This is a genomic window from Nonomuraea soli (genome assembly GCF_013761175.1).
In the GTDB taxonomy this organism is placed as follows: Bacteria; Actinomycetota; Actinomycetes; order Streptosporangiales; family Streptosporangiaceae; genus Nonomuraea; species Nonomuraea soli.
In genome coordinates this window covers 926,615-942,278 of the sequence record NZ_JACDUR010000002.1, presented here as the reverse complement: position 1 = coordinate 942,278, position 15,664 = coordinate 926,615, and the positions used below count along the sequence as shown (strand labels likewise).

Annotated in this window: 14 protein-coding genes and 1 pseudogene; 3 read left to right on the top strand and 12 right to left on the bottom strand. The window is 70.2% G+C overall.

What is annotated here, in order from left to right:
* Positions 1-6 precede the first annotated feature (6 nt).
* From HNR30_RS11455 to HNR30_RS11420, 8 genes are all read right to left on the bottom strand, one after another.
* Entirely contained in the window at positions 7-993 is a 987-nt protein-coding gene (locus HNR30_RS11455) for a LacI family DNA-binding transcriptional regulator (RefSeq protein WP_181610026.1), read from the bottom strand.
* An 87-nt stretch (positions 994-1,080) separates the two neighbouring features.
* Positions 1,081-2,085, bottom strand: a complete 1,005-nt coding sequence (gene yjfF / locus HNR30_RS11450; RefSeq protein WP_181609734.1) for a galactofuranose ABC transporter, permease protein YjfF — start codon at positions 2,083-2,085, stop codon at positions 1,081-1,083.
* Positions 2,082-3,095, bottom strand: coding sequence for an ABC transporter permease (locus HNR30_RS11445; protein WP_181609733.1), 1,014 nt, complete (start codon positions 3,093-3,095; stop codon positions 2,082-2,084). The genes yjfF and HNR30_RS11445 overlap by 4 nt, the downstream gene beginning before the upstream one ends.
* Positions 3,092-4,615, bottom strand: a complete 1,524-nt coding sequence (locus tag HNR30_RS11440; protein WP_312894345.1) for a sugar ABC transporter ATP-binding protein — start codon at positions 4,613-4,615, stop codon at positions 3,092-3,094. The genes HNR30_RS11445 and HNR30_RS11440 overlap by 4 nt, the downstream gene beginning before the upstream one ends.
* 153 nt (positions 4,616-4,768) lie before the next feature.
* Entirely contained in the window at positions 4,769-5,743 is a 975-nt protein-coding gene (locus tag HNR30_RS11435; protein WP_181609732.1) for an ABC transporter substrate-binding protein, read from the bottom strand.
* Between the two features lie 168 nt (positions 5,744-5,911).
* Positions 5,912-6,745, bottom strand: a complete 834-nt coding sequence (locus HNR30_RS11430) for a DUF72 domain-containing protein (RefSeq protein ID WP_181609731.1) — start codon at positions 6,743-6,745, stop codon at positions 5,912-5,914.
* 26 nt (positions 6,746-6,771) lie between these two features.
* Positions 6,772-7,251, bottom strand: coding sequence for a carboxymuconolactone decarboxylase family protein (locus tag HNR30_RS11425; RefSeq protein ID WP_181609730.1), 480 nt, complete (start codon positions 7,249-7,251; stop codon positions 6,772-6,774).
* A complete protein-coding gene (locus tag HNR30_RS11420) occupies positions 7,248-8,312 on the bottom strand; it encodes an NAD(P)H-dependent amine dehydrogenase family protein (RefSeq protein WP_181609729.1) in 1,065 nt (354 codons plus the stop codon). The genes HNR30_RS11425 and HNR30_RS11420 overlap by 4 nt, the downstream gene beginning before the upstream one ends.
* Positions 8,313-8,444: 132 nt before the next feature.
* On the opposite strand from HNR30_RS11420, the gene HNR30_RS11415 reads away from it, so the two are divergent.
* Entirely contained in the window at positions 8,445-8,678 is a 234-nt protein-coding gene (locus HNR30_RS11415) for a S26 family signal peptidase (RefSeq protein ID WP_312894342.1), read from the top strand.
* Between the two features lie 14 nt (positions 8,679-8,692).
* Here the strand turns inward: HNR30_RS11415 and HNR30_RS11410 are convergent.
* The 4 genes and pseudogenes from HNR30_RS11410 to HNR30_RS11395 form a co-directional block, all read right to left on the bottom strand.
* Positions 8,693-9,190, bottom strand: a pseudogene (locus HNR30_RS11410) (MauE/DoxX family redox-associated membrane protein); the annotation flags it as partial.
* A 170-nt stretch (positions 9,191-9,360) separates the two neighbouring features.
* Positions 9,361-10,149 carry a carbohydrate ABC transporter permease gene (locus HNR30_RS11405; protein ID WP_181609727.1) on the bottom strand — a complete coding sequence of 263 codons (789 nt, stop codon included), beginning with the start codon at positions 10,147-10,149 and terminating at the stop codon, positions 9,361-9,363.
* Entirely contained in the window at positions 10,146-11,099 is a 954-nt protein-coding gene (locus HNR30_RS11400; RefSeq protein WP_181609726.1) for a carbohydrate ABC transporter permease, read from the bottom strand. Before HNR30_RS11400 ends, HNR30_RS11405 begins: the two co-directional genes overlap by 4 nt.
* A 77-nt stretch (positions 11,100-11,176) precedes the next feature.
* Positions 11,177-12,445, bottom strand: a complete 1,269-nt coding sequence (locus tag HNR30_RS11395) for an ABC transporter substrate-binding protein (RefSeq protein WP_312894340.1) — start codon at positions 12,443-12,445, stop codon at positions 11,177-11,179.
* A 222-nt stretch (positions 12,446-12,667) separates the two neighbouring features.
* On the opposite strand from HNR30_RS11395, the gene HNR30_RS11390 reads away from it, so the two are divergent.
* Positions 12,668-13,684 carry a LacI family DNA-binding transcriptional regulator gene (locus HNR30_RS11390; RefSeq protein ID WP_181609724.1) on the top strand — a complete coding sequence of 339 codons (1,017 nt, stop codon included), beginning with the start codon at positions 12,668-12,670 and terminating at the stop codon, positions 13,682-13,684.
* Between the two features lie 20 nt (positions 13,685-13,704).
* Positions 13,705-15,612 (top strand): glycoside hydrolase family 127 protein, encoded by a 1,908-nt coding sequence (locus HNR30_RS11385; RefSeq protein ID WP_181609723.1) that lies wholly within the window; start codon positions 13,705-13,707, stop codon positions 15,610-15,612.
* Positions 15,613-15,664: the final 52 nt, after the last annotated feature.

Here is a 15,664-nt window from a genome sequence, read left to right as displayed (position 1 = left end):
TCACGGTCAGCGCGCGGGTGACGTGCTGGATCTGACGACGAAGCCCGGCCGTACGACCAGCCGCTCGTAGGTGCCGGGGCCGCTGGAGTCGATCTGGCGCAGCAGCACGTCGATGCAGTGGCGGCCGACGATGTCGAAGTCCTGCCTGACGGTGGTCAGCGGCGGCGAGAAGAACGCCGACTCGGGGATGTCGTCGAAGCCGACCAGGCTGATCCGCTCGGGGACCTTGACGCCTTCCTCCGTGAAGGCCCGCAGCGCGCCGAGCGCCATCTGATCGTTGGCGACGAAGACCGCCGTCACCTCGTCCATGCCCGCCAGGCGCTTGCCCGCCTCGTAGCCGGCGCGCGGGCTCCAGTCGCCGGGCAGCGGCTCGGGCACCTGGCGGCCGGCCGCCTCCAGGGCGCTGCGCCAGCCTTCGAGCCGGCCCTCGGCCTCCAGCCAGTCGGGCGGTCCCGCGATGTGCCAGACGGTCTCGTGACCCAGGTCGAGGAGGTGCTGGGTGGCGAGCCTGGCGCCCTCGATCTGGTCGATGCAGACGACCGAGACGTTGGCCCGGTGGGTGCCCTCGACCGCGACGGCGGGCAGGCCCTGCGGCAGCTTCTCCAGCGCGCGGGCGGCCGAGCGTTGCGGGGCGACGACGATGACGCCGTCGACGCCCTGCTCGGTGAGGTAGTCGATGGCGTCGCGCACGTTGGCGGCGTCGAGCGACTTCAGGCTGACGATGCTGATGAAGTAGCCCGCCGTGCGGGCGGCCTGCTCGATGCCGTAGATGGTGCTGGCCGGGCCGTACAGGGTGGTGTCGAAGCTGACGACGCCGAGGGTGCGCGAGCGGTTGGTGACCAGCGCGCGGGCCACCAGGTTGCGCCGGTAGCCGAGCTGGTCGATCGCCTCGAGCACCCTGGCCTTGGTGTCGGAGCGCACGTTGGGATGGTCGTTCAGGACGCGCGAGACCGTCTGGTGGGACACCCCCGCGAGCCTGGCGACGTCGGACATCACCGGCGGGCGGCGCCTGTCAGTCGATCCCACGGATGTTCCTTTCGCTGGACTGCCCCAATTCTGCCGCAGAAAGGATGCGCTCGGTCATGGCGAGCGCCGGGGGCGGCGCATGGAGAAGACCCGCTGCAGCAGGATGAAGACGAACAGCAGCAGACCGATGAAGATCTTCGTCCACCAGGAGCTCAGCGTTCCCTCGAAGCTGATGATGGTCTGGATGAGATGGAGCACCAGCACGCCGAGCACGGTGCCGATGAGCAGTCCCGACCCTCCGGTCAGCAGGGTGCCGCCGATGACGACGGCGGCGATCGCGTCGAGTTCCATGCCCACCGCGTGCAGGCCGTACCCGGACAGCATGTAGAACGACAGCAGGACCCCGCCCAGCGCCGAGCAGAACCCGCTGATCGTGTAGACCGCGATCTTGGTCCGGCCTACGGACAGGCCCATGAGCAGCGCCGACTGCTCGCTGCCGCCGACCGCGTAGACGCTGCGCCCGAGCCGCGTGTAGTGCAGGACGTAGGCTCCGACGGCCACCACGGCCAGGGCGATCAGCACGCTCGGCGAGATCCACAGTCCGGCGAACAGGTCGATCTGCGTCTGGGCGAAGGCGGTGAAGGTCGGGTCGTCGATCTTGATGGAGTCGGTGCCGATCGTGTAGCACAGGCCGCGGGCCAGGAACATGCCGGCGAGGGTGACGATGAACGGCTGGATCTCGAAGACGTGGATGATGAAGCCCATCACCGCGCCGAGCGTCGCGCCGATCAGCAGGACCAGGGGCACCACCACGTACGGCGGCCAGCCGGGGCCGGCCATCAGGCTCGCCGCGATCATCGTCGACAGCGCCACCACCGAGCCGACCGACAGGTCGATGCCGCCGGTAAGGATGACGAAGGTCATGCCGACCGCGACGACCAGGAGGAAGGCGTTGTCGATGAAGGCGTTCAGGATGATCTGGCCGCTGAAGAATCCCTCGTAGCGCAGCCCGCCGGCGACGAACATGGCCAGGAACAGCCCGAACGTCACCAGGACCGGCACGTAGCGCGGGTTGGTGAGGGTGGCCGCGGTGGCCTTGGGCAAGGTGGCGATGCTCATGCCGACACCCGCACCTTCTCCCCCGGCACCGGGCCGGGCGCTGGGGGCCGTCTGCGGCGGCCGAGGACCTTGGCCCGGAAGGCCGGCGACTGGATCAGGCAGACCACGGTGACCACGAGCGCCTTGAACAGCAGCGTCGTCTCCGGTGGCACACCGATGGAGTAGATGGTGGTCGTGAGCGTCTGGATGATCAGCGCCCCCAGGATCGTGCCGCCGAGCGAGAACCGCCCGCCCAGCAGCGAGGTCCCGCCGATGACGACCGCGAGGATGGCGTCCAGCTCGATCCAGAGCCCGGCGTTGTTGCCGTCGGCGCTGGAGACGTTGGAGCTGATCATCAGGCCGGCCAGTCCCGCGCACAGCGCGGCGAAGGCGTAGACGACGATGATGATGCCCTTCGAGCGCACCCCGGCGAGCCTGCTGGCCTCGGCGTTGCCGCCGACCGCCTCGATGAGCAGGCCGAGCGCCAGCCGCCTGACGAGGAAGGCGGTGACCGCCAGCACCGCCAGGACCAGCAGGATCCCGAACGGCACGGCGAGCAGGTAGCCGCCGCCGATGAGCTTGTAGGCGGGGTTGACGATCGTGATGATCTGCCCGTCGGTGATGAGCTGGGCCAGGCCGCGCCCGGCGACCATGAGGATGAGGGTGGCGATGATCGGCTGGATGCCGACGGTCGCGACCAGGAAGCCGTTCCAGGCTCCGAGCAGCACCGACAGGCCGAGGGCGAGGGCGACCGCCCAGGCGACGCCGGCGTCCTGGCTGATCTGCAGGCACGCCAGCGCGCCCGAGATGGCCACGACCGAGCCGACCGACAGGTCGATGCCGCCGGTGGCGATGACGAGGGTCATGCCGAGCGAGACCAGCATGAGCGGGGCGCCGAAGCGCAGGATGTCGATCAGGCTGCCGTACAGGTGGCCGTCGCGCATCTGGATCGACAGGAAGTTCGGGGTGAAGACCACGTTCACCAGGAGCAGCAGCGCCAGGATCACCAGCGGCCAGAGCAGGCGCCTCATCGCGCGCCTCCCCGGGCGATCGTCTCCATGAGCGCCTCCGTGGTCAGCTCGTCGTCGTTGGGCAGGACCGCCACCAGCCGCCGGTCGCGCAGCACGCCCACCTTGTGGCTGAGCCGCAGCACCTCTTCGAGCTCGGCGGAGATGAACAGCACCGCGACCCCGCCGTCGGACAGCTCGACGACGAGCCGCTGGATCTCGGCCTTGGCCCCGACGTCGATGCCGCGCGTGGGCTCGTCGAGGATGAGCAGCCGGGGTTCGAGGATGAGCCACCGGGCCAGCAGGACCTTCTGCTGGTTGCCGCCCGACAGGTTGCGCACGGGAATCTCGGGATGGGCCGGGCTGATCTTCAGCGCGGCGATGTACTTGGCGACGAGCTTGTCCTGCTGCTCTCTCGGCACGGGCCTGGTCCAGCCGCGGGTGGCCTGCAGCGCCAGGATGATGTTCTCGCGCACGGTGAGCTCGGGGACCAGGCCGTCGCGTTTGCGGTCCTCCGACAGGAACGCGATCTTCCGTTGCATCGCGGCGCGCGGCGAGCGCAGCGCCGCGGGTTCGCCGCCGTAGACGACCTGGCCGCCGGTCGCGTGGTCGGCGCCGAACAACAACCGCGCCGCCTCCGTACGGCCGGAGCCGAGCAGCCCGGCCAGCCCCACCACCTCGCCTTCGTGGATGGTGAGGGTGAACGGCTCGACGGCCCCGGCTCGGCCCAGCGCCTGCGCCTGCACCAGGGGCTCGTCGAAGGCCCTGGCCTCGCCGTGGAGCTTTTCGAGGTCGGCCAGCACCTGGCCGATCATCTTGGCGACCAGCTCGACCTGCGGCAGCTCGCGGGTCAGGTACTCACCCACGAGCCGGCCGTTGCGCAGGATCGTCATCCGGTCGGCGATCTCGTAGATCTGGTCGAGGAAGTGCGAGACGAACAGGATCGCGATGCCCTGCGCCTTCAGGGCGCGCATCACGTCGAACAGCTGCTCCACCTCCCCCGCGTCGAGGCTGGAGGTGGGCTCGTCCAGGATCAGCACGCGCGCCTCGATGTCGACCGCGCGGGCGATGGCGACCATCTGCTGCACGGCCAGCGAGTGGCTCGACAGCGGCGTCGACACGTCCAGGTCGATGCCGAGCCCGGCCAGTAGTTCGCTCGCCCTGGCGCGCATGCGTTTCCAGTCGATGCGGCCCCTGCGGCGCGGCTCGCGGCCGATGAAGATGTTCTCGGCCACCGACAGGTTCGTGCAGAGGTTGACCTCCTGGTAGACCGTGCTGATCCCGGCCTGCTGGGCGGCCAGGGGGCTGGAGAAGGCCACCTGCTGCCCGGACAGCTCGATCGTGCCCGCGTCGATCTCGTACACCCCGGTCAGGACCTTGATCAGGGTGGATTTGCCGGCGCCGTTCTCTCCCATCAGGGCGTGCACCTCGCCGGGCAGCAGCCGGAAGTCGACGCCGTCGAGCGCCACCACTCCGGGGAACTGCTTGCCGATGCCCCGCATCAGCAGGATCGGCCCCGTCAAGGACTCCGTCTTGCCACTCACCGCATTCCTCTTCTTCTTCCTCGATCCGCGTCGCGGCGCCCCACCCGCGCGCCGGCCGGCCGTCTCCCTGGACAGACGCCGGCCGGGCGCGGCGGGTGGGGGTGACCCATGCGTGCCGTACGGACCACGGGGGTCCGTGTACGGCGGGGCGGATCAGTACTGGCGGGTGGACAGGACTTCCTTGGCCTGCTCCTGCGTGAAGGTGGTCTCCTCGGTGACGACGCGCGGCGGCACCTGCTCACCCTTGAGCACCTTCTTGGCGAGGTCCATCAGCTGCGGGCCGAGCAGCGGCGAGCACTCGACGATGAAGTTGATCTTCCCGTCGGCGAGCGCCTGCATGCCGTCCTTCACCGCGTCGACGGTGATGATCTTGATGTCCTTGCCGGGCACCTTGCCCGCGCCCTCGATCGCCTCGATCGCGCCGAGCCCCATGTCGTCGTTGTGCGCGTAGAGCACGTCGATGTCGGGGTTAGACTTGAGGAAGGCCTCCATGACCTCCTTGCCCTTGGCGCGGGTGAAGTCACCGGTCTGCGTGGCGATGATCTTGAACTTGGGATCGGCGCCGACGACCTCGAGGAAGCCCGCCTTGCGGTCGTTGGCCGGGGCCGAGCCGGTGGTGCCCTGGAGCTCGACGATGTTGACCGGGTCGGTGGAGCTCTTATACTCCTCGACCAGCCACTGGCCGGCCTTCTTGCCCTCCTCGACGAAGTCGGATCCGAGGAAGGTCTTGTAGAGGGTGGTGTCCTTGGAGTCGACGGCCCGGTCGGTGAGGATGACCGGGATGTTGGCCCGCTTGGCCTCCTGGAGCACGGTGTCCCAGCCCGACTCCACGACCGGCGAGAAGGCGATGATGTCGACCTTCTGCTGGATGAAGGAGCGCAGGGCCTTGATCTGGTTCTCCTGCTTCTGCTGGGCGTCGGAGAACTTCAGGGTCACGCCGGCGTTCTTGGCGGAGTCCTGGACGGACTTGGTGTTGGCGGTGCGCCAGCCGCTTTCGGCGCCGACCTGGGAGAAGCCCATCGTGATGGTGTCATCGCCCGAGCTGGTGGCGCTGGTGGCGCCACCCCCGCTGCCACAGGAGGCCGTCAGGACGGCGGCGAGTACCAGTGCCGAGATCCTCTTTAACACGCGAGGAACTCCCTTCGTGTGTGAGCGCTAACAGACATCAGGCCGAAGCCTGGCATTGATCGGCTAGCTCTTTCTGGCTTGGGTCGACTGTGAGCGTTAACAACACATCACGTCAAGGTTTCCGCGCATCACGGTCCGGTCACGTGAGCGCCACCTGCCCGTTCGCGACTAGAACAGCGTGGGCGGCTCGACCTCGACCGGTTCCGGCAGCGGATCGAGTCCGGGCACGCGCGCCCGCACCTCGTCGTGGAAGCGGCGAGCCAGCGTGAGGGCCTGGGCGTTGTCGGGCGTGTGAATGAAGATCGTCGGCGTGCGGCCCTCGTTCAGCCACGCCACGGCGACCTCCACCCAGAACCGCCAGCCCTCGACGGTCAGTCCGGTGTCGTCGCGTCCGAGGTAGCGCACGATCGGCCGGTCGGTGAGAGCCGCGCTGCGGCGCGGCACACGCGGCTTCTTGGTCCACGCGTCGCGCTCGGCGTCGCTCGTCGGCGGCGACGCGAAGAGCGTGGTGGTGTCGAACGGCACCCACTCGGCGCCGTTCAGCGCCCGCGCCAGCCGCCGCTCCTCCCCCGCGTCGGCGAAGAAGGCCCGGTGGCGCACCTCGACGGCCGAGCGGTAGGCCCGGGGGACGCGGCGCAGGAACCTCTCCAGCACCGCGACGTCACCGGGCCCGAAGGAGCCGGGCAGTTGCACCCACAGCGCCTCGACCCGCTCGCCCAGGGGCTCGATCGCGTCGAGGAAGGTGCGCATCTCGACGTCGACGCCGGTCAGGCGCCGCTCGTGGGTGACGATCTTGGGCAGCTTGACCACGAAACGGAAGCCGGGATCCGTCTGGCCCGCCCAGGTCTCGACCGTGGCGCGGGAGGGGATGGCGTAGAACGTGGTGTTGCCCTCGACGGCGGTGCACCGGGAGGCGTAGGAGCGCAGCCGCTCGCCGGGCGGCAGCGTGTGCCCCGGCCAGGCCGCGTGCGTCCACATCGCGCATCCCACATGAAGCCGCATGAACGCCACGCTATCGGCACATCCGGCTAGCGGCGCGGCAGCATGCACATGGTGTCGAGGCCGAGGATGCGGTTGAGGCGGCCGAAGGCCAGCCACGAGCCCAGGCACATCGACAGCTCCACCACCTCCCGCTGGTCGTAGTGCGCGCCCATCCTGGCCCAGAACTCCTCGTCGAGCCCGTGATGGTCGAGCGCGTAGCGCTCGGCGAACTCGGCGGCCAGGCGCGTACGCTCGTCGAACAGCGTGGTGGTGCGCCACTCCGACACCGCGTCGAGGAAGCCCTCCTCGACCTTCTCGCCGTCGCGCTCGGTGCGCCAGTCGAGGCAGAAGACGCAGCCGTTGATCTGCGCGATGCGCAGCCTGGCCGCCTCGAACTCGCGCAGCCCCAGCGTGGTGTGCGCGTAGACGGCCAGCGAGAAACCGGCCGCGGCCGGGCCGATGCCGGGGACCATCTCGCCCCAGACGTACTCGATGGGGTCGCGGCCCTGCGGGATGTCGACGTTCACGAGAGCCTTCCGGGTCGCAGGGGCACGTCCAGGCCGTCGTAGAGGCCCGGTTCCGCTTCGATCAGCCACGCGATGGCGTGGACCAGCCTGCCGACGGCGGTCGCGTTGCCGCCCGCCGCGCAGTTGCCTTCCTCGTCCACCGCCTGGACGGAGACCTCGATGTGCGGGTCGCCCTCGATGATGACCCGGTGGGCGCCGTCCAGCCCGCCCGGCGGGCTGGGCCAGGAGGGCATGCACGAGGGATGGATGCGGGTGACGTGCTCGACGACGATCCTGGGCCGGCCGTCGACGATGCCCTGCACCTCGAAGCGCACGGCGCCCTGGGTCCCGGCCTCGAAGTCGCCCATGCGCTTGGTGCTGACCGTGGACTCCAGGGGCTGCCGGTCGACCGTCTCGCGGATCTCCTCGACCGACGCGCCCAGCGCTCGGGCGATCAGCCGTACCTGCCCTCCCCAGACCATGGAGGGGATGGTCGGCGCGAGCATCGGGGCGTCGTAGTCCAGGGGCTGGCCCATGCCGACCAGGTAGCGGACCGAGTCCTCCTGGTCGTAGGCGGTGTAGTCGAAGATCTCCTGGCAGCGCACGACGTCCACGGTGCTGCCCAGGCCGCTGATGAGGGCGGGCAGGACGTCGTTGCCCCAGCCGGGGTCGACGCCGGAGACGAACAGGGAGCCGCCGCCCTCGGCGATCGCGGTCAGGACCGTCTCGCGCATCTCGGGCGGGGCGTTGCGCTGGTCGTACAGGGCGTAGAGCGAGGGGGTGACGACCACCGCGCCGGCCCTGATCGCCCTGGTGACGTCGGCGAGCGCCTCGTCGGGACGGATGTCGCCGGAGGCGGCGTAGACGACCGCGCCGGGCCGCCGTTCGAGCGCCGCCCCGATGTCGGCAGTGGCGGCCACGCCGAGGTGGGTGCCGAGCCCCGCCAGGTCGCCGGCGTCCCTGCCGACCTTGGCGGGGTCGTGTACCAGGACCGCCGTCAGCTCCAGTTCCGGATGGGCCGCGACGGCGCGGATCGCCGCCCTGCCGACGTTGCCCGTGCCCCAGACCAGCGTCGAGATCATGTCTCGGAGCGTAGCAAGCGCTTGGTTGACACACAAGCGTGTACCGTTCCCCGCATGACCCCCTCTGTGGTCGCCCTCGCCGCCGCCGTGGCGCTCGCCGCGCTCTGGTAGGCCAGGCGTCAGTGGACCGTCGTGACGATCAGCGGGGAGAGCATGGCGCCGACGTACCTGCCGGGAGACCGGGTCCTGGTACACCGCCGTCGCCCCGGCAGGGTCGGGCGCGGCCAGGTGGTGGTCGTGCGTCATCCGGACCTCGAGCGGCTGGCGGTGTTCGGCGACGGCGTCAGGAGCGCCGACTCGCGCCACTGGGGTTACGTCTCGGCCGACCGGCTACTCGGCGTGGTGGCCCGCCGGATGAGCACCTGACAGGGCCGCCGCGCTCATCGACCCCTCGACCACGACGCCTCCCTCGTCGACGAGGTAGAAGCACGGGAGCGGAAGAGATCGGCGATGTCGACGAGGAAGATCAGGAGAACGGCGATCACGAGCGCCACCCCGGCGGCGAGCGCGACGCCCGCCGGATGCGCGGGTTCGTGCGCGTGCCGTACGGCCAGGCCCGCGGCGACCAGCGCGGCCAGGAGCGTGTTGCGGACCAGGTGCGCGGCGCCGAGCGGGACGGCGGAGGCGCCGAAGCACCGGCAGGGCGCCCGCACGGGACGGCGGAGTTCGACGAGGATGACGACGGAGAAGGCCGCCAGGCATCCGGCGGCGAGCACGTACCCGGCCAGGGCCGTGCCGGGGATCAGCAGCAGGACCGCGGCCGCGGCTTCGGCCGCCACGACCCCGGCGGCCGCCGCGACCGCGATCGGCGGGTCTCCCGCGAAAGGCAGGATCCGGCGAATCGATTCCGCGAATTCCCGAATACCGGCCGTTTTACCGAAAGCGGCCGCCGTAGCAGGAACCGCAGTGGGTGTAGGAGCAGTAACCTGCGCCGGGACAGCACCAGGCCGCTGCCTTCGCCTTGGGCAGGAACCGGTTCAGTAACCGGTCGCCCCACGTGTTCGGCATTCGCATTCCCGATCTCACCTCCATTCTCCGGGTTGACCGCTCATCCGCGCAGCGCCCCCGACATGAAGCCGCGCACGTAGTAGCGCTGCAGGATGAGGAAGAGCAGCAGGCATGGCAGCGCCATGAAGACGACGCCGGCCTGCATGGTCGGGTAGTCGACGGCGCCGAAGTTGTGCAGGCGCATGTTGACCACGGCGACCGGAAGGGTGAACCGGTCGTTGGAGCTGATCAGGATCAGCGGCGCCACGTAGTCGTTCCACGAGGCCAGGAAGGCGAACAGGCCGACCGTGACCAGGCCGGGCACCACCGCGGGCAGCAGGATCCTGAGCAGCACGCGCAGGCTCCCCGCCCCGTCGATCATGGCGGCCTCGTCCAGGGTGCGGGGCACGGACTCGAAGGCGTTGCGCATCATGAACACCGCGAACGGCAGCTGGAACATGATCATGACGAGCGCGAGGCCGACGAGCGAGTCCTGCAGGCCCAGCCAGCCCAGCAGCACGTACAGCGGGATCAGGATCGTGGGGTAGGGCACCATGAGGATGGCCAGCGTCAGCACGAACAGCACGCCCCTGCCCGGGAAGGGGAAACGCGCGAACGCGTAGCCGGCCAGGGTGGCCACGGTCAGCGTGCCCGCGACCGTCAGCACGACCAGGATCACGGTGTTCGTCACGTAGACGCCCAGGCCCTCGCCGTAGGTCGCCAGCCGCCGGTAGCTGTCGAGGCTGAAGGCGTCGCCCGGCCTGATCGACGACCAGCCGCTCCACAGCAGCGGGAAGACGAACAGCACCGCGAAGGCGGCCGCGGTGACGTAGTAGGCGGCCCTGTTCACTGTGTCCTCTTCCGGATGAAGGCCAGTTGCAGCGCGTTGAGCACGACCAGGGCGATGAGCACCAGCACCGACATGGCCGCCGCCGATCCCAGGTTGAACCGGACGAACGCCTCCCTGACGATGACCATCACCACGGAGGTCGTGCTGTTGCCCGGGCCTCCCCTGGTGAGGATGTAGAACTGCTCGAAGCCGAGCATCGAGCCGGTCACCATGAGGCAGAGCACCAGCGCGATGGTCGGGCGCATCAGCGGCAGGGTGATCCGGCGGAAGGCCTGGACGGCGGACGCGCCGTCGACCCTGGCCGCCTCGTAGATCTCCGTGGGGATCGTCTGCAGGCCGGTGAGCAGGATGAGCATGTTGAAGCCCGCCCACCGCCAGATGACGAGGGTGACGGTGGAGCCGAAGGCGACCTCGGGGTCTCCCGCCGTCCACGAGACCGGCTCGTCGATGAGGCCGACGGCGACGAGCATGTCGTTCAGCGGCCCGATCTGGTCGCTGAGCAGGCCGAAGAAGAGCAGGGTCGCCGTCGCCCAGCCGACCGCGGCGGGCAGGAAGAAGGCGCCGCGGAAGAGCCCCACGCCGGGCCGCCTGCGCTGGACCAGCAGGGCCAGGCCGAAGGAGATCGTGAAGAGCAGGACGGTCACCACGGCGGTGTACTTCAGGGTGAACACGACCGCGTCCAGGACGAGATCGTTGTCGGCGATGCGGGTGTAGTTGGCGGGCGCGTTGAACGTCGGCGCCGCCAGCAGGGGCCAGTTGTTCAGGGACATCCACACCACGAGGGCCAGCGGGACCACGAAGAACAGGCCCACGATGAGCGCGGCGGGGCTCGCGTAGGCCAGGCCGACCAGCCCGGACGAGCGCCGCCGCGGGCGGCGGGCGCGAGCGTGCGAGCGGTGCGTGGCCGCCGCCACGGGCGCCCGGTCACGGACTCGCTGCGAATTCGACATTCTTTCTCCAGCCGGCGACTGCACGGAGGGTGTCGGAAGCGGCGGGCCACCGCGAGGGGCGACCGGCCGCTTCCGTGCTACTGCTGGTTGAGCGACTGCGTGATGGGCTCGACGCCCGCGGGGAGCGCGCTGGCCGGACCGGCTCCGAACAGGGCGTCGCGGAGGGTCTTGGTCCAGGGGCTCTGGCCGTCGTTGTAGGACTCGTTGAACTTCAGGGCGTACGGCGTGCGCCCGATGGCCATGAGCTCGTTCATCGTCTGGACGCGCGGATCGGTGGCGGCGATGTCGGTGCGCGCCACCGTGGACTTGCTCTTGGCCTGCAGATCGGCCTGGACCTTGTCCGACAGGGTGAAGGCCAGGAAGTCCCAGGCGGCCTCGGCCTTCTCGCTGGTCGCGCTGATGCCGATGACGTCACCGCCGACGAAGGTCATCTTGCCGCCGTTGACGCCAGGGATGGGGGCGACGCCGACGTCGATGCCCTTCTCCTCCAGCAGCCCGAGCCACGCCGACGGTCCCGGTGCGATGGCGATGTTGCCCTTCTGCAGCGCGCCGAGCCAGGTCGTGCCGTTCTCGTCCTTGGAGGCGGGAGCGGCCACGCCGTCGGTGAAGAGCTTGCGGTAGGCGTCGAACACCGCGGTCATCTGGGGCGTGTTGATCGTGCTCTGGGTGCCCTCGGGGTTCATCACCTCGGCGCCGTCGGCCCAGACGGAGGGCCACAGCGTGAAGACGTTGCACCCGCCGCAGTTGCCGCCGAAGTAGGTGCCGTAGGTGTCGCCACCCAGCTTCTCGCGAACGGCGGTGGCCTGCTGGGCGAACTCGGCGAGGGTGGTGGGCGGCTTGTCGGGGTCGAGGCCGGCCTTGGTGTACAGGCCCTTGTTGACGAACATCACCGAGATGTCGACGGTGTGCGGCATCGCGAAGAGCTTGCCGTCCTGGGTGGCGGCCTTGACGTGCGCGGGGGCGACCTTGTCCTTGAACGGGAGCGTCGCGAAGCTGGCGCTGACATCCTGCCACAGGCCCTGCGAGATGTAGTTGGGCGCGAACACCACGTCCGAGGCGAACAGGTCGGGCAGGTTCTTGCCGCCCGCCGCGGTCGCGATCTTGGCCGGGTACTCCTCGTTCGGGTAGGCGGTCACCTCCACCTTGTTGTCATGGCCGGCGTTGTAGGCCTCCGCCAGCGCCTTGGTGTGCGACTCGGTGGCCGCTCTGGTCCACACGGTGATGGTGACCGGCTCCGGCTTGGCGGCAGGGGCCCCAGCAGATGACGCGGCAGGCTGGGCTGTCTCGCCGGACTGGCTGGAACCGCATGCCGTCGCCACCAGGGCAACGCACAGGAAAGCGAGCACGCCGCCAGTCCTGCGGCGTCGGGGCGATCGACTCTTCATGATCCTCTCCTCGCATCCCCCGATATGTCCCTAAAAGGTTTTCGGAAACGTAAACGCCCAGCGTCGGGGCTGTCAATGCCCCTCCACAGTTGCGTTTCCGCCTCGTGGCAGCTACGGTCTGCAAAAATGGACATCAGCAGATCAACGTAACAGTTGCGTTGCGACAGAAAGGTTTTCGGCACGATGAGCTCTGAGCGACCGAGGCGCCCGGCCACGATCTCCGACGTGGCCGCGCTCGCGGGCGTGTCGATCGCCACGGCGTCCAAGGCGCTCAACGGCCGCGACCAGGTGCGCCAGGAGACGAGGAACCGCGTGCTGCAGGCCGCCAAGGACCTCTCCTTCCAGCCCAACGCCCTGGCCAAGGGCCTGCTGTCGGGCCAGACCAGAACCGTCGGCCTGCTCACCAGTGACAGCGTCGGCCGTTTCGGGATCCCGGTGCTGCTCGGCGCGGAAGACGCCTTCGGCGCGGGCGAGATGGCCGTCCTGCTCTGCGACGCCCGCGGCGACGCCATCCGCGAGCAGCACCACCTGCGCACCCTGCTGTCGCGCCGCGTCGACGGACTCATCGTGGTCGGCCAGAGCACCGATCCGCGCCCCTCGATCAGCCGCGACCTGCCGATACCGGTCGTCTACGCGTACGCGCCCTCGGAGGACCCGCAGGACGTCTCGTTCGTCCCCGACGACGTGGAGGGCGCCCGCACCGCCGTCCAGCACCTGATCACCCTGGGCCGCCGGCGCGTCGCCCACATCACCGGCCCCGCCGACTACCAGGCCGCCAGGGACCGGGCGGCCGGGGTGCGATCCGCGCTGGAGGAGGCCGGGCTGGGGCTGTCAGGCGAGGTGCTGTACGGCAGCTGGTCGCAGCGCTGGGGCCGCCAGGCCACCGACATCGTGCTCCGCACCGACCCCGAGGTCGACGCGGTGGTGTGCGGCAGCGACCAGATCGCCGCGGGCTTCGTCGAGGCCGCCAGGGAACGCGGGCGACGGGTCCCCGACGACCTGGCCGTCGTCGGCTACGACAACTGGGAGGTTCTGTCCGCCGAGTCGCGGCCTCCGCTGACCACGATCGACATGAACCTCGAGGTGCTCGGACGCACGGCCGCCCAGCACCTGTTCGCCGCCATCGACGGCAGAGCCACGCCCGGCGTGCACCGCATGCCCTGCCGCCTGGTCATCCGCGAATCCACGCTGCCTTCGTGACCCCTTTACCAGGAGCCCCTGTGACCAGTCCCGTGCTGCCCTCCTCCGGCGTGCTCTCCCCGCTCTTCGTACGGCTGGAGCCCGGGTTCTGGGGTGACCGCGTCCGGCTCGACAACGAGGTGATCATCCCCCACTGCCTGGAGTGGATGGAGAAGGAGGGCTGGGTCGGCAACTTTCGTGGCGAGCTGCCCAGACGTGGACGGGAGTTCTCCGATTCGGAGATCTACAAGCTGCTGGAGGCCATGGCCTGGGCCGGCCATCCCGGATTCGAGGAACTGGCCGGATTCGTGGTGCGGGCCCAGGAGCCCGACGGCTACCTGAACACCCGGTGGTCGAAGGCCCGCTACACCGACCTGGAATGGGGGCACGAGCTCTACTGCTACGGGCACCTGCTCCAGGCGGGCGTGGCCAGGCTGCGCACCCACGGTCCCGACGAGTTCACCGAGGCGGTGCTGCGCGCGGCCGACCACGTGTGCGAGGTGTTCATGGAGGGCACCCGCACCGACGGCCACCCCTGCCTGGAGATGGCCCTGGTCGAGCTGTACCGCAGCACCGGCGCCGAGCGCTACCTGGAGCTGGCCCGGCGCCTGGTCGAGCGGCGCGGCCTGCCCGCCCTGGGCACGATCCACTTCGGCCCCGCCTACTTCCAGGACGACATCCCGGTACGGCGGGCGCGCGTGCTGCGCGGCCACGCCGTGCGGGCGCTCTACCTGGCGAGCGGCGCGGTGGACGTGGCGGTCGAGACGGGCGACGCCGACCTGCTGGCGACGGTCGAGGCGCAGTGGGAGCGCACCGTGGCCCGCCGCACCCACCTGACCGGCGGCATGGGATCGCGCCACGCCGACGAGGCCTTCGGCGACGACTTCGAACTGCCGCCCGACCGGGCCTACGCCGAGACTTGCGCCGGGATCGCCTCGATCATGCTCAGCCACCGGCTGCTGCTGGCCACCGGCCGGGCGCGTTACGCCGACCTGGCGGAGCGGACCATGTACAACGTGCTGGCCACGGCGGTCGCGCTCGACGGGCACTCGTTCTTCTACAGCAATCCGCTGCAGGTCAGGGTGGCCGCGCCCGCCGCCGACGGGATGGTCAGCCACGCGGCCGCCGCGAGCCTGCGCTCGGCGTGGTTCGACGTGTCGTGCTGCCCGAGCAACATCTCGCGCACGCTGGCGGCGCTGCCCGCCTACCTCGCCACCACCGACGCCGGCGGGGTGCGGGTGCACCACTACACGCCAGCCGAGATCCGGGGCGCGGGGATGGCGCTGCGGGTGGAGACCGGGTATCCGTGGTCGGGCGGCGTGCGGGTGCGGGTGCTGGAGGGCGGCGAGGGCGCCGTGTCGCTGCGGGTGCCCGCCTGGGCGGGGGGCGCGGGCTACAGCGTGCACCGCGCGGCCCCGGAAGCGGGCCCCCGATCGCACGCCGGGCCCGACGCCGGACCGCACGACGCCGGACCACACGACGCCGGATCGCGCCGCTCCGGGCCGCACGACGCTGCCGGTGGCGCGCGCGGCCTGGCCGGTGCCGGTTACCTCACCTTGCCGGGGCCGTGGCGGCCCGGCGACGAGATCAGCCTCGACCTTCCGATGGCGCCGCGCTGGACCCGCCCCGACCATCGTGCCGACGCCCTGCGCGGCACCGTCGCGGTCGAGCGCGGCCCCCTGGTGTACTGCGCCGAATCGCCTGGCGACCGGCCGCCCCTGGCCGAGATCGCCGTCCGCCAGGCACCACCGGCCGAGCACGAGGCCGGCGGCGTGGTCGAGCTGGAGGTCGAGGCGGAGCTGCTGACCTCGAAACCGGACGCCTGGCCGTACATGAGCTCACCCGCCTCGGCGCCGGGCGAGAGCACTCCCCTGCGCCTGATCCCCTACCACCGGTGGGGCAACCGCGGCCCGGCCACCATGCGGATCTGGTTGCCCGCCGCCGATTGACAGCCCCGATTGACAGCACTCCCAACCAAGCGCATGCTCAAGTGCGGCGCCA

Coding starts and splice junctions, on each gene's coding strand:
- HNR30_RS11420 (WP_181609729.1), bottom strand. CDS start 8,312: ATGATCTCGACGCTGGTCTGGGGCACGGGCAACGTCGGCAGGGCGGCG.
- HNR30_RS11445 (WP_181609733.1), bottom strand. CDS start 3,095: ATGAGGCGCCTGCTCTGGCCGCTGGTGATCCTGGCGCTGCTGCTCCTG.
- HNR30_RS11430 (WP_181609731.1), bottom strand. CDS start 6,745: ATGCGGCTTCATGTGGGATGCGCGATGTGGACGCACGCGGCCTGGCCG.
- HNR30_RS11400 (WP_181609726.1), bottom strand. CDS start 11,099: ATGTCGAATTCGCAGCGAGTCCGTGACCGGGCGCCCGTGGCGGCGGCC.
- HNR30_RS11390 (WP_181609724.1), top strand. CDS start 12,668: ATGAGCTCTGAGCGACCGAGGCGCCCGGCCACGATCTCCGACGTGGCC.
- yjfF (WP_181609734.1), bottom strand. CDS start 2,085: ATGAGCATCGCCACCTTGCCCAAGGCCACCGCGGCCACCCTCACCAAC.
- HNR30_RS11455 (WP_181610026.1), bottom strand. CDS start 993: ATGTCCGACGTCGCCAGGCTCGCGGGGGTGTCCCACCAGACGGTCTCG.